Source organism: Microcoleus vaginatus HSN003, from assembly GCF_022701255.1.
Taxonomy (GTDB): Bacteria; Cyanobacteriota; Cyanobacteriia; order Cyanobacteriales; family Microcoleaceae; genus Microcoleus; species Microcoleus vaginatus_B.
The window spans coordinates 2,625,978-2,650,997 of sequence record NZ_CP031705.1; the positions used below are offsets into that span (position 1 = coordinate 2,625,978).

General features: G+C 46.1%; 25 protein-coding genes. 16 read left to right on the plus strand and 9 right to left on the minus strand.

The features are described 5' to 3' along the window. Positions 1-50 precede the first annotated feature (50 nt). Positions 51-1,469: a vanadium-dependent haloperoxidase gene (locus tag D0A37_RS11350; RefSeq protein ID WP_242724217.1), complete on the plus strand. Its 1,419-nt coding sequence runs from the start codon at positions 51-53 to the stop codon at positions 1,467-1,469. A gap of 139 nt (positions 1,470-1,608) precedes the next feature. On the opposite strand, the gene D0A37_RS11355 is transcribed toward D0A37_RS11350, so the two are convergent. Beyond that, entirely contained in the window at positions 1,609-1,752 is a 144-nt protein-coding gene (locus tag D0A37_RS11355; protein WP_445242520.1) for an element excision factor XisI family protein, read from the minus strand. Positions 1,753-1,943: 191 nt separating this feature from the next. Beyond that, on the minus strand, positions 1,944-2,621 hold the full coding sequence (locus D0A37_RS11360; protein WP_242724219.1) for a DUF2834 domain-containing protein: 678 nt from the start codon (positions 2,619-2,621) through the stop codon (positions 1,944-1,946). 255 nt (positions 2,622-2,876) lie between these two features. Between D0A37_RS11360 and D0A37_RS11365 the strand changes: the two genes are divergently transcribed. Then, on the plus strand, positions 2,877-4,040 hold the full coding sequence (locus D0A37_RS11365) for a baeRF3 domain-containing protein (protein ID WP_242724223.1): 1,164 nt from the start codon (positions 2,877-2,879) through the stop codon (positions 4,038-4,040). 18 nt (positions 4,041-4,058) lie between these two features. Beyond that, positions 4,059-4,751, plus strand: a complete 693-nt coding sequence (locus D0A37_RS11370) for an SRPBCC family protein (RefSeq protein WP_242724225.1) — start codon at positions 4,059-4,061, stop codon at positions 4,749-4,751. A gap of 67 nt (positions 4,752-4,818) precedes the next feature. Here the strand turns inward: D0A37_RS11370 and D0A37_RS28980 are convergent, their stop codons facing one another. Next, entirely contained in the window at positions 4,819-4,953 is a 135-nt protein-coding gene (locus D0A37_RS28980; RefSeq protein WP_278187186.1) for a hypothetical protein, read from the minus strand. Between the two features lie 112 nt (positions 4,954-5,065). Here D0A37_RS28980 and D0A37_RS11375 point away from each other — a divergent pair, with 112 nt between their 5' ends. Beyond that, positions 5,066-5,440, plus strand: a complete 375-nt coding sequence (locus tag D0A37_RS11375; protein WP_242724228.1) for a signal peptidase I — start codon at positions 5,066-5,068, stop codon at positions 5,438-5,440. On the opposite strand, the gene galK is transcribed toward D0A37_RS11375, so the two are convergent. Then, complete coding sequence (gene galK / locus D0A37_RS11380; protein WP_242724236.1) at positions 5,430-6,509, minus strand: galactokinase; 1,080 nt, start codon at positions 6,507-6,509, stop codon at positions 5,430-5,432. The two genes, D0A37_RS11375 and galK, sit on opposite strands and share 11 nt — an antisense overlap. Before the next feature lie 179 nt (positions 6,510-6,688). Between galK and rsmA the strand changes: the two genes are divergently transcribed. Then, entirely contained in the window at positions 6,689-7,528 is an 840-nt protein-coding gene (gene rsmA, locus D0A37_RS11385; RefSeq protein WP_242724251.1) for a 16S rRNA (adenine(1518)-N(6)/adenine(1519)-N(6))-dimethyltransferase RsmA, read from the plus strand. Between the two features lie 222 nt (positions 7,529-7,750). Here the strand turns inward: rsmA and D0A37_RS11390 are convergent, their stop codons facing one another. Next, the gene (locus tag D0A37_RS11390) at positions 7,751-9,304 is read right to left on the minus strand and encodes a sensor histidine kinase (protein ID WP_242724254.1); all 1,554 of its coding nucleotides are present in this window, start codon (positions 9,302-9,304) and stop codon (positions 7,751-7,753) included. A 90-nt stretch (positions 9,305-9,394) separates the two neighbouring features. Between D0A37_RS11390 and ispE the strand changes: the two genes are divergently transcribed. The 6 genes from ispE (at position 9,395) to D0A37_RS11420 (ending at position 13,624) form a co-directional block, all read left to right on the plus strand. Beyond that, positions 9,395-10,372, plus strand: coding sequence for a 4-(cytidine 5'-diphospho)-2-C-methyl-D-erythritol kinase (gene ispE, locus D0A37_RS11395; RefSeq protein ID WP_242724269.1), 978 nt, complete (start codon positions 9,395-9,397; stop codon positions 10,370-10,372). A gap of 178 nt (positions 10,373-10,550) precedes the next feature. Beyond that, entirely contained in the window at positions 10,551-10,904 is a 354-nt protein-coding gene (locus tag D0A37_RS11400; protein WP_242724271.1) for a DUF3082 domain-containing protein, read from the plus strand. 74 nt (positions 10,905-10,978) lie between these two features. Then, positions 10,979-11,605, plus strand: coding sequence for a DUF488 domain-containing protein (locus tag D0A37_RS11405; protein ID WP_242724274.1), 627 nt, complete (start codon positions 10,979-10,981; stop codon positions 11,603-11,605). Next, positions 11,583-12,035, plus strand: coding sequence for a DUF488 domain-containing protein (locus D0A37_RS11410; RefSeq protein ID WP_242724276.1), 453 nt, complete (start codon positions 11,583-11,585; stop codon positions 12,033-12,035). The genes D0A37_RS11405 and D0A37_RS11410 overlap by 23 nt, the downstream gene beginning before the upstream one ends. A gap of 65 nt (positions 12,036-12,100) precedes the next feature. Continuing rightward, positions 12,101-12,781 carry a dual OB domain-containing protein gene (locus D0A37_RS11415; RefSeq protein WP_242724277.1) on the plus strand — a complete coding sequence of 227 codons (681 nt, stop codon included), beginning with the start codon at positions 12,101-12,103 and terminating at the stop codon, positions 12,779-12,781. A gap of 105 nt (positions 12,782-12,886) precedes the next feature. Further along, the gene (locus D0A37_RS11420; RefSeq protein WP_242724279.1) at positions 12,887-13,624 is read left to right on the plus strand and encodes a hypothetical protein; all 738 of its coding nucleotides are present in this window, start codon (positions 12,887-12,889) and stop codon (positions 13,622-13,624) included. Positions 13,625-13,734: 110 nt separating this feature from the next. Here the strand turns inward: D0A37_RS11420 and D0A37_RS11425 are convergent, their stop codons facing one another. After that, complete coding sequence (locus D0A37_RS11425) at positions 13,735-13,950, minus strand: hypothetical protein (RefSeq protein ID WP_242724286.1); 216 nt, start codon at positions 13,948-13,950, stop codon at positions 13,735-13,737. A 71-nt stretch (positions 13,951-14,021) separates the two neighbouring features. On the opposite strand from D0A37_RS11425, the gene metH reads away from it, so the two are divergent. Continuing rightward, positions 14,022-17,624, plus strand: coding sequence for a methionine synthase (gene metH, locus D0A37_RS11430; protein ID WP_242724289.1), 3,603 nt, complete (start codon positions 14,022-14,024; stop codon positions 17,622-17,624). A 158-nt stretch (positions 17,625-17,782) separates the two neighbouring features. Here metH and D0A37_RS11435 read toward each other — a convergent pair whose 3' ends face one another. Next, positions 17,783-18,406: a hypothetical protein gene (locus D0A37_RS11435; RefSeq protein ID WP_242724290.1), complete on the minus strand. Its 624-nt coding sequence runs from the start codon at positions 18,404-18,406 to the stop codon at positions 17,783-17,785. A 268-nt stretch (positions 18,407-18,674) separates the two neighbouring features. Further along, positions 18,675-19,001 carry a YbjQ family protein gene (locus tag D0A37_RS11440; RefSeq protein WP_172184303.1) on the minus strand — a complete coding sequence of 109 codons (327 nt, stop codon included), beginning with the start codon at positions 18,999-19,001 and terminating at the stop codon, positions 18,675-18,677. A gap of 150 nt (positions 19,002-19,151) precedes the next feature. Between D0A37_RS11440 and D0A37_RS11445 the strand changes: the two genes are divergently transcribed. After that, entirely contained in the window at positions 19,152-20,258 is a 1,107-nt protein-coding gene (locus D0A37_RS11445; RefSeq protein WP_242724293.1) for a tetratricopeptide repeat protein, read from the plus strand. A 454-nt stretch (positions 20,259-20,712) separates the two neighbouring features. Beyond that, entirely contained in the window at positions 20,713-22,410 is a 1,698-nt protein-coding gene (gene crtO / locus D0A37_RS11450; protein WP_242724296.1) for a beta-carotene ketolase CrtO, read from the plus strand. 78 nt (positions 22,411-22,488) lie between these two features. On the opposite strand, the gene D0A37_RS28985 is transcribed toward crtO, so the two are convergent. After that, positions 22,489-22,617: a hypothetical protein gene (locus tag D0A37_RS28985; RefSeq protein WP_278187189.1), complete on the minus strand. Its 129-nt coding sequence runs from the start codon at positions 22,615-22,617 to the stop codon at positions 22,489-22,491. Positions 22,618-22,907: 290 nt separating this feature from the next. On the opposite strand from D0A37_RS28985, the gene D0A37_RS11455 reads away from it, so the two are divergent. Further along, entirely contained in the window at positions 22,908-24,008 is a 1,101-nt protein-coding gene (locus D0A37_RS11455) for a saccharopine dehydrogenase family protein (protein ID WP_242724299.1), read from the plus strand. 387 nt (positions 24,009-24,395) lie between these two features. After that, complete coding sequence (locus tag D0A37_RS11460) at positions 24,396-24,749, plus strand: hypothetical protein (protein WP_242724302.1); 354 nt, start codon at positions 24,396-24,398, stop codon at positions 24,747-24,749. Positions 24,750-25,020 lie beyond the last annotated feature (271 nt).

A 25,020-nucleotide genomic window follows, 5' to 3' on the forward strand; every position in this document is an offset into this window, starting at 1 on the left:
CCGTTTGGGCGTTTGTAAGCAGCCATACTTAACTATTACTAGGAGAAACAATGGACCCAATTCTGTATTGGAATGAAGTCGCACTCGAAGCCAATCGCGTTAGTTTTACTAACGGAAAGAAAGAGCAACCAGGCCCCACTCTAAGTTCTCGCGCTTTGGCGATCGTTCACTTAGCTATGTATGACGCTTATGCACGGGTACAGGGTAATCCAGTCGTTCCAGTTAACTTATCTCCTTATCTTCCTAACTTACCTAGTCCGAAACCCAATGCCTCAGCCAATGCTGCGGTAGCCGCCGCTGCCCACGCTACATTGTCTAGCTTGTATCCCAGTCAAAAATCCTTTTTTAATCTGAAACATACTCAAGCAGGTTTAGAAGGAGACGGCCTACAAGAAGGTCATGAATTTGGTCTTTTGGTAGCTCAAAAAATCTTAGAGAAGCGGCAGGACGATCCTAGCGCTAGCGATAATGGCTATGCTGCATCAGTGGCTCGTGGCGCACACCGTCCCGATCCAGATAATAGCAATCAAGGTTTTCATGCGCCCTTCTATGGCGCACAATCAAGAGGTTTTGCTATCACTAACCGTCATGAGTTAGATGCTCCACCTCAGCTAGAAAGTCCTGAGTATATCAACGCCCTGAGACAGGTGCGCGGGAAAGGGATTGCACCTGAATTGATGGGAACTTTGCCTGCAGATATTTCTCCTCGAACTGCAAATGAAACACTCATCGGCATCTACTGGGGCTATGATGGCGCTGTTGAGTTAGGGACACCCCCTCGGTTGTACAACCAGATTGTCCGTGCCGTGGCGATCGCTCAGAATAATACTGTCGATCAAAATGCTCGTCTTTTTGCGCTAGTGAATGCTGCAATGGGAGATGCGGGTATTTTAGCCTGGGATCAGAAATACATTCACGATTTATGGCGACCTGTCGTCGGCATTCGGGAAGACGAGCCCTCATTAGGCCCAGCGGCTACTGGCAATAACGTCCTCTCTGAGGATGCTGACCCCTTTTGGTTACCACTAGGGGCACCGAATACGAATTCCACCGGGAAAAACTTTACGCCACCTTTTCCAGCCTATCCTTCTGGACACGCTACGTTCGGTGCAGCCGCGTTGCATATTACCCGACGGTTTTATGGCGTAACTAGCCACAGCGATGACTGCTTGTTTGATGGGATTACCTTCGTCTCTGATGAGTTAAATGGCATTAGCCGAGACAATAAGGGAACTGTCCGACCCAAACACGTTCGCAGTTTCCCTGGTGGGCTGTGGCAAATGATTATCGAAAATGGCATCAGTCGTGTCTTTTTAGGAGTGCATTGGGTATTTGATGCTTTTGCTACAGATTGTGCAGGCAATCCCGACCTCGGTCAGCATATTGGTGGTATTCCGCTTGGACTTCAGATTGCTGACGACATCTATGATAGCGGGTTGAATCTATCGACTGTCGGGCCTCGGCATTAAAACTCTTTGCCCTATTAATCCTATCCCTGGCGCGAGTTAGAGGGGTTAAGCTTTATATAACAAAGCTTGCCCCTTTACTCGTTTTCTGAGTAAATGGCGATCGCCAGCGATTGTCTAAAATCTTGGTCAAGAGGAGAAGCTATGCGAGCGCATATCCAGTAGGCTGTCGGACTTCGGGTGGATGGAAAGCAAGAACAATGTGGTCTTTAGGTACGCCAGAGGCGACGAGTTCACCCGTATAAGCCTCCGCATTCCGCTCCAAATTCCGAATACTCTTGCTCAAACCCTCCCGCAACTGCCGCAACTCGTACCGAGCAAAACTCCGCTAAATCGCTGTTTACCGTTGTGGATGCGACCATTTTTGACGGTTCGGGAAGAGGCACAGGTTGGAAAGGCAGGCATGAGGAGACGAGAAGGAAATAAACTTTACTCCTATATCATCACATCTTGAACACTAGCAAACTTTTCAATGTTTCAATTTCTGGCTGTCAGTGGGAAAGTGGCGATTTCAGTTGCAGATTCTGGCAGAGGGGGGCGTAGACAAAGATAAGTTAGCGGCCCTAACAGCGGAACTAGAGACACTGCCCAAAAAATGCGATCGTCCGCGAGTCCACGGCGTGCCATGTCGTCTCCCAAAAGTGAGGGAAATATTACAGCCATCAAGCAACAATCCCAAGTTATTAAATGCACAAAAGGAATTGACTGCCACTGCTTGACATAATCTCCCCAATCTCCATTTAACCAAGCCCAAGCTAACAGCCAGATAGTAGTTAGTAAAAGTAGAATGCCTGTCCAGCGGGAGTCTGATATTTTGATCAACATATCTTTGCGATCGGAAAATTGTGGCTGAGGCTGGCGGAGGAGTAAATAGGGAATTAAGCCGATGATGCCCGCGCCATTGGAAGCGATGAAAGCAGGCCAAGCGGATATATTTTGGGTTTTCTCATCAATGAATAAGAGGCAAGCGTAGACCATCGGCCACACTCCCATGAGAGCGAATATGGTGACAAGGTAGGGGTTAATTCCTTCTAGCTGCAACTTGAGCATTTTTTCCATAACTGTTAGCGTTCCGGGCTGATCGAGAGGAGCTAGCAGTAAGGTGTAGGCAATAAATGTTGCCCAGAGCAACCCCAGAAAAATTTTTGTTTTCATTATTATATATAACGAGTATTTGAACCCGGCTAAATTAAATTATGGTAAAGTAACGCCCGAGTTAGGCGCGTCTATCTTAGGTCATAAGCACTTCGATTGGAACAGCGGCTGCAAACCCCGTTTTAGTTTGGGGATGAAAGGCTCTACAGCAGGCGATCATTACTTTAGGCAGACGCAGGGGCCATGTCAGGAGAGATACATTTTAAACAATCGATTGTTTTTATTACAAAACCCCTTAGCAAAGGAGTTTCAGCGGTGAACTTAATATCTGTAGAGGAACTCAAAGCGCTGGTACAACAATCTTCTGGATTGTGCGTCTCTATTTATATGCCAGTCGCTCAAGGAACAGAAATTCAACAAAACCCGATTCGGTTCAAAAATTTAATCAGAGAGGCTGAAGACAAAATAGTAGAGTACGGATTTGACAAAAAAGAAGCTGGGGAATTGCTAGATCCAGTCCGAGCAGAAATTGACCAGGAAAACTTTTGGGAAAATCAAAGCAACCTGCTGGCGATTTTTGTGGGTTCAGGATTTTTCCGGTACTATAGCTGTCCGGTGAATTTTGAGGAATTAGTGGTTGTAAGCGACAATTTTCACGTCAAACCGCTGATGCCTATGCTGACAGGAAATAATTTATTTTATGTTTTAGCTCTCAGTCAGAAGGAAGTGAGGCTGATTGAGTGTACGGCTTACAGTGCTCGGGAAGTTGAAGTTGAAAACTTGCCGAAAAGCCTTGAGGAGGCTCTGCAATATGACCCGACAGCTAAAGATGGTCAGTTTCGGATTGCTACTTCAAAAGGAGGCACTAATAATTCTTTTCAGCAGCCGGGAAGTTTTCACGGCCAAGGAAGTCCGGATCGAGATGAGCCCCAGCAGGAAATATTGCAGTATTTCCACATAATCGATGCGGCGCTGCACAAATATTTGCGTAATAAAAAAGCTCCTTTAGTGTTAGCTGGAGTTGAATATTTGCTCCCGCTTTACCGAGAAGCCAATACCTACCCGCATTTATTTGAAGAGGGAATTACAGGCAATCAGAAACTTCTCAAGCCGGAAGAGTTGCGGGCCGAAGCTTTGCCGCTGGTGGAACCTTTATTTTTGCAGGCTCAGTCAGAGGCGATCGCACAATACCACGATCTGACAGGAAGCGATAAAATTTCTGCTGACTTGAAAGAAGCTGTTTCGGCTGCTTATTTTGGACGGGTCGATCGACTATTTGTTGCTCTTGGCGTTCAGAAGTGGGGTAGTTTTAATCCCGATACGAACTCGGTGCAAATCCACCCAGATGCAGAATTGGGCGACGAAGATTTGTTGAATGCGGCAGCAATTCAAACTATTCTCAACGGTGGAACTGTTTACGCGATGCCGCCGGAACAAGTACCGGACGAGGCGCCTTTAGCCGCTATTTTTCGCTATTAATTTACCAAGTTTAAACCAATGGAATCTAGTTCAATGACAAATTCCGACAAACAAAACCAAAGTAGCAGCGGCGATACCGAACGCTGGGCATCTTTAATTGGCGGCGGGGCGCTGGTGCTTTTTGGTTTGTCGCAGCGTTCTTTGAGAGGTGCTTTGCTGGCGGCTGCGGGCGGCGGTTTAGCGGCTCGCGGACTGGGGGTTGTGGAGAGTTTGCAGTCGGCTACCGACCCTAATCAAAGCATTAAAGTTGAAAAGACAGTGACGATCGACAAACCGGCTGATGAATTGTACCGTTTATGGCGCAATTTTGAAAATTTGCCTCGGTTTATGAAGCATCTGAAACACGTTACTGTCATCGATGAAAACCGTTCTCACTGGATTGCCAGCGCGCCGATGGGCAATAGTGTGGAATGGGATGCAGAGATTGTCCGCGAAGAAGAAAATCGCTTAATTGCTTGGGCGTCTGTTGAAGGATCTGATATTGACAATTCGGGTTTTGTGCGCTTTCAACCGGCATCTGCAGGGCGCGGTACAGAGGTAAAAGTTGTCATCGAATACAATCCTCCGGGCGGTGCAATTGGTGCTGGTGCTGCTAAACTCTTTGGCGAAGCTCCCGAACAGCAAATTGCCAATGATTTGCGTCGCTTTAAGCAGTTGATGGAAGCTGGGGAAATAGCGAGTACGGAAGGTCAACCTTCGGGCCGCAAGTAATAAGTTAGATTACTCCCCCCGATTTAACTCACGCCCAGAGCACTATTCTCCAGAACAGGCAAGATGCCTATTCCACAAAGAGTGAATTTCTTGTGGGGTGGGCATCCTGCCCGCCCATAAAAAGGTTATTGAAAATGGGGCAAGGTGTCAGCTCTAACTGAGATATTGCACCAATATCAATTAGTTGTTTAGGAACAGGCAAGATGCCTGTTCCACAAGAGATCAATCTTATTGTGGAACAGGCATCTTGCTTGTTCTTGAGAATGGTGCAAGATGTCAGATCTAACCATCTTTGTTGTTTACCTGATTAGCTGATGTCATCTCAAGTGATTTTCGGAAATGCCGGCGCTGAAGATGCAAGTCGGGGCGGTTGGTTTGCGGGTCATTTTATGACGCCTGAAGATGACCCGCGATCGACTTCTGTTTTAGAGGTAAAATGGGGCACTCACCCCGCCGGAGATTGTAGGACTCAGTGGGCGGTAAATGCGGAAGCCACGACGCTTTCTATCCTGGTAAAAGGGCGGTTTCGCCTGCAATTTCCAGAGCAAGAAATCTTGCTTTCTCGCGAAGGAGATTATGCTCTGTGGCTGCCGGGAGTGCCTCATTATTGGTCTGCCGAGGAGGATTCGGTAATCGTGACTGTGCGGTGGCCTTCCCTGTCGGGAGATAGTTCTGGAGTTAAGAAGTAACATTAACTTCTGGAACCAAAACGCGGCCGGTATAACCCGTGCGCTGGTAGCGATCCATCGCCTCGGATGCGATCGCACCCGCTTTCCCACTCTCCACAAGCGCTACGCAAGCACCGCCAAAACCTCCGCCCGTCAGCCTTGCGCCGAAGACTCCGGGAATTGACTGCAAGATGGCCGCCAGCGCATCTACTGCCGGCACCGAAACTTCGTAGTCGTCGCGCTGACTGGCATGGGAAGCATTCATTAACTCGCCAAAACGCTCTGCTGGCAAAGATTTTATCGCTTCGAGTACCCGGTTGTTTTCAGTAACCACGTGCCGCGCTCGTCTTCTGAGGGGTTCCGGCAATACTTCGACAGCTTGGGGATCGGCGATATCCCTGAGAGCTTTAACTCCCAATATGCGCGCGGATTCCTCGCACTCGGCGCGTCGCTGGTTGTAGCCGCTTCCTGCTGCGAGTTCGTGGCTTTCGCCACTGTCAATTATTAAAATTTCTGTGTTTGTGGGAAAAGATATTGGGCGGCATTCGAGGCTGCGGGTGTCGATCAATAGCATGGTGTTGGTGTCTGCTAAACTCGACGCCATTTGATCCATGATGCCACAGTTCAAGCCGGCATATCGGATTTCGACTTGCTGTCCGATTTGAGCTAGCCGCACGTCGTCTAGGGGGATGTTCAGCAGCGCGCGCAGGCCTCGGAGGGTTGCTATTTCTAAAGCGGCGCTGCTGGACAAACCGGCTCCGATCGGCACAGTCGAGGTAATGTAGAGATTTATTGGCGGTACTTTGTATCCTTCTTTTTCTAAAAGTCTCAAGCAGCCACAGATATAACTGACGAATTTTTGCGGTATGGTATCGTCGTCTGAATAATTTATGAGTTCGTCATATTCTGCTGAATAAAAATGGTGTCGATCGTCGCTGCTGAATCCGATTTGTACTGTTGTGCGCTGGGGAATCGCAGTTGGAAGTACAAATCCATCGTTGTAGTCTGTGTGTTCGCCCAGCAGGTTTACTCTGCCGGGGGCGCTGGCTGTGGTTTTGGGTAATGTACCAAATACTCGTTGGAATTTCATTTGTGGGGAATTGGTAATTGGGAATAAATTAATTTATTTTTTATCGTTTATTTTTTATAGTGCCCATGTTTTTTGGTTAATTCAACCCTTGTTAACAAAAATAAACATGACCCTAGGTTAGGAAAAAATATTGAGCTGTGATAGAATGACAGGCTAAGATTTCTCCAAAAATTCAAAAAATGCGATCGACCAGACCCCGGAAACAGTTTGCTCAACATTGGCTCAAAAGCGAGAAAGCCTTAGATAAGATTGTGAAAGCGGCTTCTTTGGATCGCGATCGCGTCCTGGAAATTGGGCCGGGTACGGGGATTTTGACTCGGCGTTTGCTGCCTGCGGCTGAGTCTGTTGTTGCTGTGGAGATCGATCGAGATTTGTGTCTCAAGCTAGCCAAACAACTCGGCAAAACCGACAATTTTTTACTGCTGCAAGGCGACATCTTGGAAATGGACTTAGAGGCTGAATTAACGGCCTTTCCCAAATTCCAAAATCCGAATAAAGTTGTTGCCAACATTCCCTATAATATCACCGGCCCGATTCTGCAAAAACTGCTGGGAACAATATCTGTTCCTGCTGCTAAACCCTTCGATTCGATCGTGCTCTTAGTGCAGAAAGAAGTGGCCCAAAGGCTTTACGCTAAACCTGGTTCGACAGCTTTTGGCGCTTTGTCGGTGCGGGTGCAGTATTTAGCAGAATGCGAGTTAATTTGCGATGTGCCGTCTAAAGACTTTTTTCCGCCGCCAAAAGTCGATTCCGCCGTGGTGCGGCTGCTTCCCAGACAGATAGAAACTGCGGCGGTTAATCCGCGCTATTTGGAGAATTTAGTTAAGTTGGGATTTGGTAGCAAGCGCAAAATGCTGCGAAATAATTTGAAAGGAGCTGTGGATTTAGATAAACTGGTTCAACTGCTAGAAGAGTTACAGGTAAATCCTCAATCTCGCGCAGAAGATTTAAGCGTGGCTCAATGGGTAAGTTTGAGTAATAATATTATGTCCAGTCAGCTAAATCTTAATAATTTTTAGTTACGTATTCAGTCCTGTAGCTATTGAATAAAGACTCTGAGTCCTGAATATAAGCAGCTTGTTTACCGAGCATCCACAGGACTCGATATAGTTTTTTATCTCAAAGTATGTCGGTGCAAAACGAAGTTTGATACAGCCATAAATTTACATTAAATAATGTTGAATCGGGAGTAATTATCCGATGTCTAGTGCCACGGAACCGGGAATTTTGGGCAGTTAAATTTAGGTTTTTTGTGCATTTTTCAAGGTGTATTTCAGCCTCATGGGAATTTTAATAATAAATTCCGTACCTTTCCCCGGTGCAGAAATACACTGCAATTCGCCTAGATGTCTTACGGTGATAATTTGATAGCCGATGGATAAACCCAACCCTATGCCTTTCCCTACTGGTTTAGTGGTAAAAAAGGGATTAAATAAGTGCTTTATCACCGATTCTGTTATTTCGGGGCCGTTGTTGCTAATTCTGATTTCTACCATTTCACTGTCTAAAAGTTTGGTAGAAATTTTGATAAGGCGGGGATTAGCTTGATTGGCTGCAATCGACTCGCTGTGACTGTCTTCTTCTAAAGCATCAATAGCATTAGCCAGGATATTCATAAACACTTGATTTAGCTGTCCGGGATAGCACTCTATTTTCGGTATATTGCCATATTCTTTGATAACTTGAATGCTCGACAAACCTGGCTGAGCATTCAATCGACTTTGCAAAATCATCAGTGTACTGTCAATTCCTTCATGAATATCGGCTAATTTCATTTCTGCTTCGTCATGGCGAGCAAAAATTCGCAGCGACTTGACAATACCGAGAATGCGCTCGGCGCCGTTTTTCAGAGAAAGTAATATTTCTGGCAGGTCAGATATGAGAAAATCTAAATCTACAGAGTTGAGTTTTTCTTTGACTGGGGGTAAGGGATTTGGATACTGCTCTTGATAAATATTGAGCACGTCTAGCAAACTCTCGGTATACTCGCGAACGTAAGTAACATTGCCGTAAATAAAGTTAATGGGATTGTTGATTTCATGAGCAACCCCAGCGACCAATTGCCCCAAAGATGACATTTTTTCGCTATGAATTAGCTTGGATTGAGCCTGCTTCAATTCAGACAAGGCTTGTTCGAGCTGTTGAGTTTGAGACTTTAACTCGGCGGTGCGTTTTTCAACTCGAATTTCTAATTCTTCTTTAGCTTTTTGTAGTGCAGCTTCGGCTAATTGGCGCTCGACAATTTCCGATGCTAGGAGTCGGTTGGCAAATTCTAAATGTTGAGTTTGAGACTTTAACTCGGCGGTGCGTTCTTCAACTCGAATTTCTAATTCTTCTTTAGCTTTTTGTAGTGCAGCTTCGGCTAATTGGCGCTCGACAATTTCAGCTTCTAGGAGTCGGTTGGCGGATTCTAACTGGGCGGGACTGGGAAGTGCTAGGGCTTGAGGCATTAAGTCTACCAAAAGTATGGCTGTAGCAAATGAAATAAGGGCGGTAATTGCTTTCATTGTTCCTGAAAGCCAATAGGTGGGATGCCAAAGCGTCCAGACTTCAAATATGTGAGTGATGCCACAGGCGACGATAAAGGCTCCAAACATGGTAAAGATCCAGTCAAAGGGCAAATCTTCGCGTTTGGAAATAAAATAAATCAGTGTAATCGGGATAGAGAAATATGCTAGTGCAATGATCGAATCTGAGGCCAGGTGAAGCCAGACTAACGGGGTCTGCCAGAGATAGCAGTGACCGTGAGGAATAAATGACCCTGAACTAAAAAAACTTTTCCACATTTCCTGCATAATATTTCCTTTGAGTTGTGAGAAAATGGACTCGGACTGGTGTCAATTAATTGCAACCAGGGGTTTCTTTCACCTGCGGCTTAATCATTTATGCGTTCATATTCTCTGTTAGCTTCAGCAAAAATCAATCTGTATTTGGAAATCATAGGCGATCGCCCCGACGGATATCACGAACTGGCGATGGTACTTCAAAGCATAGATTTAGCCGATCGAATTGACTTGCGCGCGATCGGTACGGACACGATTCGCGTGCGCTGCGATCACCCGCAAGTCCCTCCTGATAAGAATAACCTGGCCTACCGGGCGGCGGATTTGTTGGCGAAGCAATTCCCCGATGCTTTGGCGAAATATGGCGGAGTCGAGATTGCGATTCACAAGCAGATTCCGGTGGCGGCGGGACTCGCAGGCGGTTCTGCAAATGCGGCTGCGGTTTTAGTCGGGATGGATTTGCTGTGGCAATTGGGACTTACTCAGTCGGAGTTGCAAGAGTTGGGGGGAACTTTGGGTTCGGATGTGCCCTTTTGCATTGCGGGAGGTACGGCCTTGGCAACTGGTCGCGGAGATAAACTGTCGCCTCTGCCTGATTTGGCGGGCTTTTCTGTGGTGTTGGCGAAGTATCGCAATCTCAGTATTTCTACGGCATGGTCGTATCAAACTTATCGCCAGCAGTTCAGTAGTTCCTATTGTGCAGCGGAAGATTTGGGGTGTCGCCGGGAACGGTTGCATTCGGGCCCGATGGTGGGGGCGATCGCCCAAAAAGATCGATCGAAAATTGGTCAATTGCTACACAACGATTTAGAAAAAGTTGCTTTGCCCGTGTACCCGCAGGTGTTGCAGTTGCGGCAGGCTTTTGAGTCGGCGGGGGCTTTGGGAACGATGATGTCGGGTTCCGGGCCGACGGTGTTTGCGCTGGCCGAGTCTTCAGAGCAGGCTCAGCAAGTTATGGAACGGGTTAAAATTGCGATCGCTTCTCCAGATTTGGATTTTTGGGTAGCACAGTTTAGCAATACTGGAATTCAGATTTTTTCGGGGGGAAACGAGACGAAACCGCCGATTTCGAGGGTGTAACTCCAAGAGGGTGCGATCGCCCGTTAAACCTGTGTAACAGGCTATGGGTCAAGATGAATCTAACTTTTCGCAGAGTGTATGGAGATCGAAGAACTGATAAAATGTCATTCAACAGAGATTTTAGTTTTGGTAAATTAACCAAAAATCTAAAATCTAAAATCTAAAATCTAAAATCGCAATGACTGATTTAACTAATCCAAATTCTACTTCTAAGCCTCTGAGTTCGGCTGGAGATGCAACCTCTGCATCTTCCACGCAGCCGACGATTTTGCGGTGCGTGATTGGTTCGCTGATCGCCGGCGGGTTTGCGGCGGCTTTGTACGCACTAACTTTGTCGATCGTCCAAACTTTTGCAAATTCGCCCATTCATTCTGACAATGTGACTGCGATTAATATTGGCGCGGCTGTGCGAACTTTAGTCATGGGGATTGTGGCTTTGGGCGCGGGTGTTTTTGCTTTTGCATCTTTGGGTTTGATGCTGCTGGCTGTCCAACTTGTGATTCAAAAGTTGGTGAAAAAACCCACAGGTTGAAGTCTACAGGTTGAAACCATCGGGCCGCAAAAACTCTCCTTCGCGCAGGCGAACTGAATAGTAAGATCGAAGCAATGGAATTATTTACGATCGGACACTCCAATCTGAGTATGGAAGCGTTTGTTTTGCTGCTGCGCCAACACGGAATTACGGCGGTTGCGGACGTGCGATCGCATCCTTTTAGCCGCTATTTACCTCATTTTAATAAATCCGAAATTAAAGCTTCTCTGTCAAGTGTCGGCATTCAATATGTTTTTTTAGGCAAAGAGTTGGGCGCGAGGCCAGAGGATTTAAGCTGTTACGATACTAGCGGTAAAGCGTTATACGATCGCATAGCAGCAACTCCTCTATTTTCAGCAGGAATTCAGCGCTTGCTCAAAGGCGCAGCCAATTATAAAATCAGTTTAATGTGTGCGGAAAAAGACCCGATCACTTGTCATCGGACTATTTTAGTCTGCCACAAGTTGAAAGATTTTAACTTGCAGATTAATCATATTCTGTCAGACGGTAATTTAGAATCGCACCAGCATTTAGAAGAAAGACTTTTGAGCAAGTTTAACAAAAGCAAAAAAAGTGATGAACCCATTCAATTAAGCTTGTTTGAATTAGAGCCTCAAGTTAAACAGGAAATAGTTGATTTAGAAACAGCTTATTATCGTCACGGATGGGAAATTGCTTATGTCAGCAAAGAAAGCAATTAATTTATTTACAATTGGTTTTACTCAAAAAAGTGCGGAGGAGTTTTTTGGGATTTTGATGCAAGCGGGAGTCCGCAGGGTGATCGATACACGGCTAAATAATGTATCACAGTTAGCAGGTTTTGCTAAGCGGAAAGATTTAGAATATTTTCTGCGAACCATTGGTAATATTGAGTATGTTCATGTGCTGGATTTAGCGCCGACTCAAGATATTTTGGATGATTATAAAAAGAAAAAGGAAGATTGGGATGTTTATGAACAGAAGTTTTTGGGCTTAATGGGCGATCGACAAATTGAACACAAGGTTTCATCAGATCTTTTAGACGGCGGGTGTCTGCTTTGTAGCGAACCAAAACCTCATAATTGTCACCGCCGCTTAGTTGCTGAATATCTCAGCGAGAAGTGGAAAAATGTCACAATTAATCATCTTTGATTTAGTGAAAATACTATATTATTGTGGGATGAATCTAAAATCTAAAATCTAAAATCTAAAATCGAATGGCTCAAATAATTTGTCTCGCTAATTCCTGGAAAAACGGCGACAGGTGCATCGCCGGAATTAATGAACTTCAAGGTAAGTGGGTGCGTCCTGTTTCCGACTTACCAGATGGCCGAATTCCTAAAGAAATGCTGCAGATAAATAGACTTGAACCCGCGTTGTTAGATGTTCTAGAAATCCCTCTGGCCAAGACGGGGCCGGACTTTGGCTTTGCGTGTGAAAATCTTTCGGTTTTACCGGGAGAATGGCGGCAAGTAGCGAAAGTTCAGCCAGCATATTTACTGAAATATTGCAATAGTCAAGAATATATTTTGCACAACGATTTGCGATATGTTACGGTGGAATATATGCAGTCTTTGCTAATGTCCGATCGCCTAACTTTGCAATTAGTCAAAGCAGTAAGATTTACGGTAAACGAGCCAATTAAAAGAAAGGAAGGTGGTAATAAATGGAAAGGATCTATTATCACGCAGCATGGTCAAAAACTGAGCGCAACAATTACCGATCCGGTGTGTATTAGAAAGTTAGAGTTGGGCTATCGACCGCAAAAAGCTTGTTTGGTAACAGTGAGTTTAAGTATGCCTTGGCGGCCCGATGATTGGCAGGGAGATGACCCTTGTTGGAAGTTGATTGCGGGTGTGGTAGAGTTGCCGGAAGATGTTGTGGATGATGAAATTTAGTTTTGACCAAAATGGGCTATCGATTATTTATTTCTTTTTATTTACCGCAAAAACTCTGTTCGTGCTATAATTCTGCGGGACTGTAGCAGAAAGGGGTGCTTTTTGATGAAAGCAGAATTTTATTTTGACTGTCACAAATATATTTGCAGTTTAGTTCAAGTGGATTTTGTCAAAGAATTAAAAATAAAAAATCATCAAGGTTTTGTCTTGGCTGTTAAGCAAGGTGAGAAGATGGGACTTTTGGGGAAAAGTCGCCATAATGCTAAACAAGTTGATGTATCTAAGCCGCATTTTTATAATGTAATTAAAGCAGCTATGAGCGCTTTGGAATTAGAAACTAAAAATGAGGTGATATTAGAGAGAAATCGAACTATTGCTGATGCCGAAGAAATGATTCAGCAGCAAAACCGAGAAATTCGCGTTCTCAACGAACAGCTTAGAATGCTTGCGACTAAGGTTGAGGAATTGTCCAGGGAAAACCAGCAGTTATCTATGCAGCTAGTAGAGAAAGAAATAATAGAAAATAAAATTAATCAAGAAATTGATAACTTTCCTGCTACGGAGGAAGATTTAACGGCGGCGGAAATTGAGCAGGAGATTGGAGAAGCTGAAATTATTCACGAAATCGCACAATTGCCGAGTCAAAATGGTGGGTTGGACGTGCAGTTAATAGAAAATTTACCGGATTATGAGGGAAGCGATGAAGAGGAAGAAAGTACCGGAAGCGATGTTAAAAGTGTAGAGCTAGAAATTAGAGAAGAAGTAGAATTTCCCGGAGGCGAAACTGAAATTAAGCGACTGCCTAAAAGAGCTTCCAACAAAAGGATGAGAAAGAAATCTTAATGCTTTAATTATATAGCAATCCTCGCATCATTTGTGAATTTCTTACGGACTCAGAGCGGGTTCGGGGTGGGTTGGGGTGGGGTAAAAATTTACGACTCCTGCAAGGATTGCTATATGACTCGTTTAATTATGTTGATCGCATTTTCGCCCAATTTTTCACCAGTTAAGCGAAAAAATCCCTTGCAATTCGCCCGTTTTCCCCCCGAAGCCTCGCCCGCAACAGAATTTTGACAAAAACCCAGGGCGATCGGTAAAATTACAGGTACGACCAAACTATTGTCAGCAGCATTAAATCCTTCAGTAATTAGTCGTTTGCCAACAGTCACATAATTGTTGACAATATTGCACAATAGATAAAATTGTAAATATATAGCACCTGCGTTTTTTTTGACCGCTTATGAATAGCAGATTCCTCGATCGACTCCACCACCCCTCACGCCCCGTCATCGTCTTCGACGGCGCAATGGGAACCAACCTGCAAGTCCAAAACCTCACCGCAGAAGACTTTGGCGGCAAAGAATACGAAGGCTGCAACGAATATCTCGTCCACACGAAACCGGAAGCCGTCGCCAACGTGCACCGGGGATTCCTCGAAGCAGGGGCCGATGTCATCGAAACAGACACCTTTGGCGCCGCTTCCATCGTGCTCGCCGAATACGATTTAGCAGACAAAGCATATTATCTCAACAAAACTGCCGCCGAACTCGCCAAGGGTATCGCCGCCGAATTTTCCACAGCGGAAAAACCGAGATTTGTCGCAGGATCGATCGGGCCAGGCACCAAATTGCCAACATTAGGACACATCGATTTCGACACACTCACCGCCGCTTTTGCCGAACAAGCAGAAGGACTTTATGACGGCGGCGTTGACTTATTTATTGTCGAAACTTGTCAAGATGTGCTGCAAATTAAATCAGCATTAAATGCCATTGAAGAAGTATTTAAGAAAAAAGGCGCGCGAATTCCGTTAATGGTATCAGTCACAATGGAAGCCACCGGCACAATGTTAGTCGGTTCCGATATCAGCGCCGCCCTGGCAATTTTGCAGCCGTATCCCATAGATATCTTAGGCCTCAACTGCGCCACCGGGCCCGATCGCATGGCCGAACACGTCAAATACCTTTCGGAACATTCGCCCTTCGTCGTTTCCTGCGTTCCCAACGCTGGTTTACCCGAAAACATCGGTGGCCACGCGCACTACAAACTCACGCCAATAGAATTAAAAATGGCCTTGATGCGCTTTGTCGAAGACTTAGGCGTGCAAGTGATCGGTGGCTGCTGCGGCACCCGCTACGATCACATCCGCGAACTATCAGAAATTGGCAAAACTCTTAAGCCCAAAATCCGCGAAATTACTTGGGAACCTTCCGCCGCTTCAATTTATAGCGCCCAACCCTACGAACAAGAGAATTCCTTCTTAATTGTCGGCGAAAGACTCAACGCCAGCGGTTCCAAAAAATGCCGCGATTTGCTAAACGCCGAAGACTGGGATGGTTTAGTAGCAATGGCGAGGGAACAAGTGCGAGAAGGCGCGCACATTCTCGATGTCAACGTGGATTATGTCGGCCGCGATGGCGTGCGAGACATGAAAGAATTAGTTTCCCGCGTGGTGACTAATGCAACTCTCCCTTTAATGCTGGATTCCACCGAATGGGAAAAGATGGAAGCAGGCTTAAAAGTTGCGGGCGGCAAATGTTTGCTGAATTCCACTAACTACGAAGACGGAGAACCGCGTTTTTATCAAGTTTTAGAGTTGGCGAAAAAATACGGCGCGGGCATAGTTATCGGTACAATTGACGAAGACGGGATGGCCAGAACTGCTGACCAAAAATTTGCGATCGCCCAACGCGCCTATAACGCAGCCGTCGCTTACGGAATTCCAGCCGAGGAAATCTTTTTTGACACCCTAGCTTTGCCCATTTCCACCGGGATTGAAGAAGACAGAAAAAACGGCAAAGCCACCATCGAATCCATCCGCCGCATCCGTCAAGAATTGCCCGGTTGTCACGTCATCTTAGGAGTTTCTAACATCTCCTTCGGCTTGAATCCGGCGGCGCGGCAAGTTTTGAATTCCATGTTTTTGCACGAAGCAATGCAGGCGGGGATGGACTCAGCCATTGTCAGCCCGAATAAGATTTTGCCCATCGCCAAAATCGACCCCAAACACCAAGAAATCTGCCGTAAACTGATCTACGACGAACGCGAGTTTGACGGCGATATTTGCGTTTACGACCCATTGGGCGAGCTGACAACGGTGTTTGCGGGCAAAACTACAAAGCGCGATCGTACAGAAGACGCAAGCCTTCCGGTAGAAGAACGCCTCAAGCAGCACATCATCGACGGCGAACGCATTGGGCTCGACATCCAACTCGCCAAAGCATTAGAAACCTATCCGCCTCTCCACATTATCAATACTTTCCTGTTAGACGGGATGAAAGTAGTCGGAGAATTGTTCGGTTCGGGACAAATGCAACTGCCCTTTGTATTGCAGTCAGCAGAAACCATGAAAGCGGCAGTTGCCTATTTAGAACCGTACATGGAAAAGTCTGAATCGGGGGACAATGCCAAAGGCACATTCATCATCGCTACTGTCAAAGGTGACGTTCACGATATCGGCAAAAACTTAGTTGATATTATCCTATCAAACAACGGCTACCGAGTGATAAACTTGGGAATTAAACAGTCGGTTGACAATATCATCGAAGCTTACGAAAAGCACAAAGCCGACTGTATCGCCATGAGTGGCTTGCTGGTAAAATCCACCGCGTTCATGAAAGAAAATCTGGAAGTATTTAACCAGAAAGGAATCACGGTTCCGGTAATTTTGGGCGGCGCGGCTTTGACTCCCAAGTTTGTGCATGAAGACTGCCAAAATACCTACAAAGGTAAAGTTGTTTACGGCAAAGATGCGTTTTCTGATTTGCACTTTATGGACAAACTCATGCCAGCAAAATCTGCTGGTAAATGGGAAGACTTGCAAGGATTTTTAGATGAAAGAGACGATGATAATGGCGCGGTTAAAGAAGCTAAAGCGGCGCCAGAAAGCTCTGTAGAAGATGCCAAGAAAGCAGACACTCCTGTGGTGATAGATACCAGGCGATCCGAAGCAGTTGCAGCAGATATCGATCGCCCGACTCCTCCTTTCTGGGGAACGAAACTGTTGCAGGGAGAAGACATCCCCTTTGAGGAGATTTTCTGGCACTTAGATTTGCAAGCTTTAGTTGCCGGTCAGTGGCAGTTCCGCAAGCCCAAAGACCAATCGCGGGAAGAATACGATGCTTTCTTAGCTGAGAAAGTTTATCCCATATTGGAAGAATGGAAACACAAAGTCCTCAGCGAAAAACTACTGCATCCGCAAGCAATTTACGGATATTTTCCTTGTCAAGCTGAGGAAAATTCTCTGCATTTGTACGATCCGGAAATCATGGATGGCGGGCAAACAATAATCAGTGGCGGGCAAGATGCCCGCCCCACAAAAGAGAGTGGCACAGGCATCTTGCCTGTGGCTGCAACATTCACATTTCCCCGGCAAAAATCGGCGCGCAGGCTGTGCATTGCTGACTTCTTCGCCCCCAAAGAATCGGGTAAAATCGATGTATTTCCCATGCAAGTAGCGACAGTGGGAGAAATTGCTACAGAGTACGCGCAAAAGCTGTTTGCTAACCATCAATATACCGACTATCTCTACTTTCACGGGTTAGCGGTACAGACAGCGGAAGCAATCGCCGAATGGACTCACGCGCGAATTCGGCGCGAATTGGGCTTTGGTAGCGAGGAACCGGAAAACATTCGCGATATGCTGGCGCAAAGATATCGCGGTTCGCGGTACAGTTTCGGCTATCCGGCTTGTCCGAATATGGCGGATCAGTACAAGCAATTGGAATTGTTAAAGTGCGATCGTATCAACCTGTATATGGATGAAAGCGAACAACTGTATCCGGAACAATCAACAACCGCAATTATCACCTATCACCCAGCCGCCAAATACTTCAGCGCTTAATTTATAGGGTGCGCCTCGCACTTCTTTCTGTCCTTTTTCTCGTTCTTATACTCGTTCCCCGGTAGAACCTGGGAACGAGAAACCAAATTAAACCAACAAAAAAGCACCTTCAACAAAGTGCTTTCCTGAATATAAACTTTCCGTCTCTGACGAAACTTTTATGAGTAATTCCGGGGAGTGCGCGCGCCGGCAGATGCTCCTACCATCGAAGCAACTAAACCCAATAGTGAGCCGAACAAAAACGACCAACCAGCTTTCGCAGCATTACCAGCAATATTGCGAGTATCCTGAGCAGTTACGTTAGGCGCTTGGTTCGGCAAATCGACGCCGCCCTGCTGCGCTTGATTAATTGCTTCTCCCGCATTCGCAGCTATGACGCCAAAAGTACCGGCCACGCCATTTGCTAACAACCAAGAGCCAATTGTTAAGGTAGTTGCCCACAAAATTGCTCCATTTAAAAGCGCTGTGTTGCGATTCATCGGACCGCAAGCCCGAGCAGTTACCCAACCGCCAACGGCCAAACTAATTAACAAACTGATAATTGACCAAATTCCGACGCCGGTACCCACGTCCCCTGAAATACTGCGCGGAGCTCCTGAATTAGCAATGTTGCTCAAGCCGATCGCAGCGCCCAATGCACTTAACACCAGTTGTGTGCCGATCGCAATTACCAAACCCGAAAAAATCGGGCCCCAACGTACTCGATCGTGGTATTCCATCACGGAATTTACCACCACGGGTTCGGTACCAACGTTATCTACAGGTCTATTTACGTATGACATAGGTTTTTTTTTCCTCTGAGACTGGATTTAATTTTTAACAATCTTTCACCTCAGCATTTATTGTGGCTGAGATTGATAAAAACTATATCTGCCTGGGGAAATAACCATATCTATGTCTGAAGAAAGAAACGAAAAAGTCATCAGCCCCCAGCTACCGGCTATTAGCGCATCATTGATGACTGATGACTGATGACTCAGGACTATTTTATCCCGTTAGAAAAGTTCCCGGACGTATACAGGAAATGCGGACGTATACAGAAAATACAGCTTAACGCAATCTTACAGCCGTTCCAACGGCAGTAATCAGCAGCAAAGCCCCGCTCGAGTCTACATTAATCGTGCCGGTGTCAACTTCCACCCCGATTACCGCATTGGCGCCCAGGCGCTGGGCCCGTTTTTCCAGTTCCGCGAGGGCATCTCGCTGTCCCTTGAGAAACACTTCCTCGTAACTGCCGGTGCGCCCGCCTATGATGTCGCGAATGCCGGCGAAGAAATCTCGCAGGGCGTTGGTGCCGTAGACAACCTCAGCAGTTACAATCCCCAGGTAAGATTGAATTTCTGCTCCTTGGATGATATCAGTTGTTGTTACAATCATCAGTTGGCCTCAGTCGCGAAAATTTTGAGTGGGTCTTGTTCTGTAGATTTACTACATCTCGCCGCTCAAAGATTCCTGGTAAACCATATGTTGTCAGCTTGCCAAGCTGACAGCAACTCGCTCTTTCATTCCACACACTCTTTGAAACAAATGGCCGTGCACAAACAAAGTCTCTTGGTATTCAGTACGTTGCTAGTAGCAGGATTCGCTGTCGCAGCGCCGCAGATAGCGCTCTCAGCAGAAACGTCTGTTGAAGTTGAAGTCAAACCTCAAAATAATTCAGATTTAGATGCTCTGCTGCGACAAGGGCGCGAGTTTGTAGATTCAGGAGACTACAGTAAGGCGATCGCCATTTATCAGGAAGCGGCACGTTTAGATACGGAAAACCCGCGCATTTTTGCTGGTATTGGCTATTTAGAAGCGCGTCAAGGCAACTATCAAGCCTCAGTGGAATTTTACCAACAAGCGATCGGTCTGGAACCGAACAATGCTGACTTCCAATACGCCTTAGGATATGCTATGGCGAATTTACAAAACTATCCGGCAGCAGCCACAGCTTACCGCCGCGCCGCTGCGCTCGATCGCAAAAATGTCAATGCCCGGATCGGTCTCGGAGTGGTACTCTTTCAGCAAAAAGATTACAGCGGTTCTTTTAAAGCATACCAAGAGGCGATCGCCCTCGATCCGAAAAATTGGCAAGCTTACTCTTCAATGGGCTTAGTATTGATCCAGCAGGGAAATTTTGCCAGTGCAGTTACAGTGCTCCAAGAAGCAGCCCAACTCGCTCCCAAACAAGCAGGTGTCCAGTTAAAATTAGGCACTGCTTTGCTGCGTGCCGGCTATACTTCCGAAGGGCTAGCAGCTTTTGAAGAAGCTGCCCAATTGGAACCCCGCAATCCAGAAGTGCAGCTAGAAATTGGCGGACTTCTCCAGGCTCAAAAGGACTTAGACGGAGCGCTTGTAGCTTATCAGCGGGCTATTGCGGTGCGACCTAATTTAGTGGAAGCACACGCAGGAATAGGGCGAATTCAACTAGAAAAACAAGATTTTTTAGGAGCGATTACCACTTTTCGGCGAGTGATTAAGCTCGCTCCAAACAGGGCCGAAGCTTATTACAATATGGGTACGGCACTCAAAGCGCGCGATCAAAAATCCGAAGCAATGGAAGCTTTTCAACAAGCCCTCAACACTTACCGCCAGCAAGGCAACAATGAGGGTGTACAAAAATCTGAGGCGGCATTACGGGAAATGAAGTAATATTTCTCAATGTACTAATTGGTAATTGGTAATTAGTTTTGAGTTTTGAGTAAGTAATTTTTGTAAGGCTTAACCCTTCCAATCCCAGGGTTGCCAGGAAGGAAACAATCTCAAAACTTTTTTTATTACCTCTTACCTCTTGCCTCTTGCCTCTTCCTTCATTTAAAAAACTCGGCTTGATCTGGCAGATATTGCTGATGCTTAAGTTTTGTGTTAATCCCAGATAAACGCGACTAAATGGGGTATGATACTGGCGCGAGTTTTGATTCAGGCGCTCGCTCTTAAAATCAGAGAGGAAATCAGGGCGATCGCAGTTAAATATTTGTTACAGACTCTCTCTTTTGTAAGATGTTCAAACTAATCTCTTAAGATAAATCTATTTCTCTTGGTAGAGACTGCCAACTTGTTAACATTTGTAAAATGAGCCAAATATCCTATCCCCAGAGCTTCATCTATGCAAACGTATGACGTGATTATCATAGGAGCAGGTCACAATGGACTGGTCTGCGCCTCTTATCTCCTCAAAGCGGGATATACCGTCCTGTTGTTAGAAAAACGTTCGGTTCCCGGCGGCGCGGCAACTACTGAAGCTGCGATTCCCGAATTGCCAGATTTTAAATTCAATATGTGCGCTATCGACCACGAATTTATCCATTTAGGGCCAGTTGTAGAAGAATTAGAACTGGAAAAATACGGTTTAGAATATCTTTACTGCGATCCTGTTGCCTTTTGTCCGCATCCCGACGGGAAATATTTCTTAGCGCACAAATCTGTAGAAAAAACTTGTGCTGAAATTGCGCGCCACAACGAGCGCGATGCTAAAAAATATGCGGAATATACAGACTTTTGGCAGCGGGCTTTAGGTGCAATGGTTCCGATGTTTAATGCGCCACCAAAATCCCTCATAGATATTGCCGGCAACTACGATATTTCAAAGATCAAAGATTTATTTTCAGTGATTGGTTCACCCAACAAAACGCTGGACTTTATTCGCACGATGCTGACCAGCGCTGAAGACATTCTCAACGAGTGGTTTGACGAGGAATTTATCAAAGCACCCCTAGCAAGATTCGCTGCAGAACTCGGCGCGCCTCCTTCGCAAAAAACCCTTGCTGTAGGCGCAATTATGCTGGCAATGAGACACAATCCCGGCATGGCAAGACCGCGCGGCGGGACGGGTGCATTAGTGCAAGCGCTGCTCAATTTAGTGAAAAGCTATTCAGGTGTGGTACTTACCGACCAGCACGTCGAAAAAATATTAGTTGATGATGGTCGCGCTGTGGGAGTTCGAGTTGCCGGCGGCACGGAATACCGCGCTACAAAAGGTGTCATTTCTAATATTGATGCTAAGCGCTTGTTTCTGCACTTAATGGACTCCAGCGATGTTGACAGTGCCGACCCGGATTTGCGGGAAAGATTGGAGCGCAAAATTGTTAACAACAACGAGACTATTCTCAAAATAGACTTAGCTCTCAATGAAATGCCCAAGTTTGATCGCTGGAATCATCGGGACGAATATTTAATCGGTTCGGTTTTAATTGCAGACTCGGTGAGACACGTTGAAATTGCTCACAGCGAGCCTTCAATCGGCAGAATCCCCGACTCTGACCCATCAATGTATGTGGTGTTTCCGACGGTACGAGACCCGTCAATGGCTCCCCCCGGACACCATACCGCTTGGATTGAATTTTTTGCTCCTTACCAGCTCGAAAATGCTGAAGGAACCGGCCAGCACGGTACGGGTTGGACGGATGAGCTGAAAAACAAAGTTGCCGATCGCTGCATCGATAAATTAGCAGAATACGCACCAAATATCAAAAATTCAATTATAGGGCGCCACGTGGAAAGTCCGGCGGAATTGGGAGAGCGTTTGGGCGCTTTGAAGGGGAATTATTATCACATTGACATGACGTTGGATCAGATGATATTTTTCCGTCCTTTACCGGAGTTGGCGAATTACAAAACGCCGATCGACGGTTTGTTTCTGACGGGGGCGGGAACGCATCCGGGCGGATCGATTTCGGGTATGCCGGGACGCAATACCGCTCGCGTTTTCATGCACTCGCAGCAGCCTTTCGCGCAGACTTTGGCAGATGCGGCTAATTCTCTGAAAGCGAAGGGTAAGTCGGTATTTCGGAGTAATGAGAAGTAAGATTTTTAGCAACCGCAGATGAGGGCAGATAAACGCAGATAACGCTCCCATTCATCTGCGTTTATCTGCGTTCATTTATCAGTGTGCAAGTGCGAGAATTTTTTCTGGTTGATTTCCTATGAAGGGAAAACGATTTGCGATCGCCCTCAATACCTTTTCTAAATCTTGTGCATCTTTCGCGATCGGTGGCGACGCTTTGCGTTTCATCAAATCTGTTTAAATATTTTTGGATCACAGAGTATATTCCATCGATAAAATTCTCAATATTAGAAGAACAAGTTAACGCTGAAGGCATTTTTGAACTTAGTGTCGCCGCCAAACCTCTAATGAAAGCAGAACAGGCAAGTCGCTGGTAGAAGTCGCTCCCCATCTCCGGTTCAGGGCGATCGCCGCCGATTCCCCAGCTTTTCGCATTCTCCTCAATTCATACTTTATGCGGATGAAAACGCCGGCCCCAAGTTGAGAAACTGGGAAGTGGCGTTACCCTTTTTTTAGCGATGGCAAATCGAGTTTTGATTGTCGGCGGGCGGGGACGAATTGGCAGCAGCGTTGCCCAAGACCTTGTTACCCACACCGACGCGGAAATTACTGTTACCGGACGCAACTCTGAAGCCTCTATTGGGCCGGGATTGCCGCCGGATAGGGTGCAGTACCAAACTTTTGATTTAGCGGACAGTGCAGCCCTGCAAAAAGCAGTTTCAGAGTCTAATCTTGTCGTTCACTGTGCGGGGCCTTTTCACTACCGAGACGCCGGCGTGCTGAAAACTTGCATCGAAGCAGGTGTTAATTATACTGATGTCAGTGACAGCCGCAGTTTTACTCGCAAGGCTTTAGAATTGCGCGAAACCGCTAAAAATGCTGGGATTACTGCTATTATTAATACGGGCATTTTTCCCGGTGTGTCTAACAGCATGGTGCGCCGAGATGTGGAACAATTAGATGAAGCAGAACACATCCATTTAAGTTATGTAGTCGGAGGTTCTGGCGGCGCTGGTGTTACAGTAATGAGAACCACTTTTTTAGGTTTGCAAACTCCTTTTGAGGTTTGGGAAGATCGCCAGTGGCACCAAGTAAAACCCTACAGCCATCGCGAAACAATTGAATTTCCCGCACCCTACGGCAAAACAGGGGTTTACTGGTTCGATATGCCGGAATCAATCACTTTGCCCGACACTTTCCCCGTCAAATCAGTTGTGACTAAATTCGGTACGTCTCCCGACCTTTACAATCACCTTACCTGGTTTGTTGCTAAGTATTGGCCCGCTAGCTGGCTCAAAAATAACTCCGTGATTGAATTTCTCTCCTACGTCAGTTACGGGATGACCAGTGTTAGTAATAGTTTTAGTGGGGTGGGTGTGGCCGTGCGATCGCAAGTGACCGGTCTCAAAAACGGTCAACCGACTAAAGTTTGCTCGACAGCGGTACACCCAAATGCTGCCGTCGCTACTGGCATTGGGACTGGCAGCATCGCTCAATTAATGTTAGAAGGCAAACTGGAAAAACCGGGGGTTTGGTCGGTAGAACAAGCTCTTTCTACTGAGCTATTTGAAGGAGCTCTGCAGAACAGAAACCTAGACATAGAGCAGGTTATTTTGTAGTTATTTAGGTTATTTATAGCAATTTAAAATGTTGGTAAATGGGATTTTTTCCCGAACTGCGAAGACGCGAAAGACGCGAAGCAAGAGAAGAGTCAGGGGGTTCGCAATTGATGGGAGAACCTCTACATAGGGCTCCTCGCCGGAATTGCGATCGCACCTCATAGGAGATTAGTTCCGCTTGTCTAATTAATCTATCTTTTGGTAGAAGTAATTTTAACAAGCAGGCGCTTAAGATATTGGACATCATCGGAAACATCCCTTTTCGCTCGCTCTAGATGCGGTAGCTGCGACAAAGATTGCGCTTGAACCAAGGTTGTCAATGTGCGATCGCAGTGAAGGGGCGACAAACACCATAATTTTTGCGGAAAAATACGAGGAGAAGTTGATATGAAGCGGGTTTTAAAAGCTTTCGGACAAACATTGAGCCAAAGCATTTTGCTGGTCTGTACGCTGGCTTTCATTGGTCTGCTAAGTCTAGCGGTAGTACCCAGTCAGGCTGCTTACGCAGGTCAAGACAAGACTCACGCGCCGCAAGAAGCTACAATTACTGAACCCGCAACAAGTTTCGAGGATCTCAATCCCCAAGCAGGAGCTTACGATGAAATAGTCAAAACCTCTCAAAATCCTGCAAACGTCGAGAAAGCTTACGACGAAAGCTTAAAGGAGTACAAGGGAGAACACCCGCAAGAAGGCATAGTTCAAAAAGCTGAAGATTTGATCGAAAAGGTCACTGGCAACTAATAAATCAAGAGATTTATATCTAACTCAAGTTGGTAGTAAATACACAGCTTCGATGAGTATAGAATTGAGCAGATCTCAGAACTCAAGTGAACATAATGATCTAGGGTGCGCCGAGGCGCACCTTATCGCTTGAGAGTAGCTTGTAAAACTCGTTGTTGAGTCGAAAAGTATGTTCTCGTTTCCCTCTTTTTTAAGCTAGCAGCTTCATCCTGAAGGCAGATGAATAGATATGAATTTAAAAGGTAAATTTAATAATAGTTACAGTTAGATA

Coding starts and splice junctions, on each gene's coding strand:
- D0A37_RS11350 (WP_242724217.1), top strand. CDS start 51: ATGGACCCAATTCTGTATTGGAATGAAGTCGCACTCGAAGCCAATCGC.
- D0A37_RS11360 (WP_242724219.1), bottom strand. CDS start 2,621: ATGAAAACAAAAATTTTTCTGGGGTTGCTCTGGGCAACATTTATTGCC.
- D0A37_RS11370 (WP_242724225.1), top strand. CDS start 4,059: ATGGAATCTAGTTCAATGACAAATTCCGACAAACAAAACCAAAGTAGC.
- D0A37_RS11375 (WP_242724228.1), top strand. CDS start 5,066: ATGTCATCTCAAGTGATTTTCGGAAATGCCGGCGCTGAAGATGCAAGT.
- galK (WP_242724236.1), bottom strand. CDS start 6,509: ATGAAATTCCAACGAGTATTTGGTACATTACCCAAAACCACAGCCAGC.
- rsmA (WP_242724251.1), top strand. CDS start 6,689: ATGCGATCGACCAGACCCCGGAAACAGTTTGCTCAACATTGGCTCAAA.
- D0A37_RS11390 (WP_242724254.1), bottom strand. CDS start 9,304: ATGCAGGAAATGTGGAAAAGTTTTTTTAGTTCAGGGTCATTTATTCCT.
- ispE (WP_242724269.1), top strand. CDS start 9,395: ATGCGTTCATATTCTCTGTTAGCTTCAGCAAAAATCAATCTGTATTTG.
- D0A37_RS11400 (WP_242724271.1), top strand. CDS start 10,551: ATGACTGATTTAACTAATCCAAATTCTACTTCTAAGCCTCTGAGTTCG.
- D0A37_RS11405 (WP_242724274.1), top strand. CDS start 10,979: ATGGAATTATTTACGATCGGACACTCCAATCTGAGTATGGAAGCGTTT.
- D0A37_RS11410 (WP_242724276.1), top strand. CDS start 11,583: ATGTCAGCAAAGAAAGCAATTAATTTATTTACAATTGGTTTTACTCAA.
- D0A37_RS11415 (WP_242724277.1), top strand. CDS start 12,101: ATGGCTCAAATAATTTGTCTCGCTAATTCCTGGAAAAACGGCGACAGG.
- D0A37_RS11420 (WP_242724279.1), top strand. CDS start 12,887: ATGAAAGCAGAATTTTATTTTGACTGTCACAAATATATTTGCAGTTTA.
- metH (WP_242724289.1), top strand. CDS start 14,022: ATGAATAGCAGATTCCTCGATCGACTCCACCACCCCTCACGCCCCGTC.
- D0A37_RS11435 (WP_242724290.1), bottom strand. CDS start 18,406: ATGTCATACGTAAATAGACCTGTAGATAACGTTGGTACCGAACCCGTG.
- D0A37_RS11440 (WP_172184303.1), bottom strand. CDS start 19,001: ATGATTGTAACAACAACTGATATCATCCAAGGAGCAGAAATTCAATCT.
- D0A37_RS11445 (WP_242724293.1), top strand. CDS start 19,152: ATGGCCGTGCACAAACAAAGTCTCTTGGTATTCAGTACGTTGCTAGTA.
- crtO (WP_242724296.1), top strand. CDS start 20,713: ATGCAAACGTATGACGTGATTATCATAGGAGCAGGTCACAATGGACTG.
- D0A37_RS28985 (WP_278187189.1), bottom strand. CDS start 22,617: ATGAAACGCAAAGCGTCGCCACCGATCGCGAAAGATGCACAAGATTTA.
- D0A37_RS11455 (WP_242724299.1), top strand. CDS start 22,908: ATGGCAAATCGAGTTTTGATTGTCGGCGGGCGGGGACGAATTGGCAGC.
- D0A37_RS11460 (WP_242724302.1), top strand. CDS start 24,396: ATGAAGCGGGTTTTAAAAGCTTTCGGACAAACATTGAGCCAAAGCATT.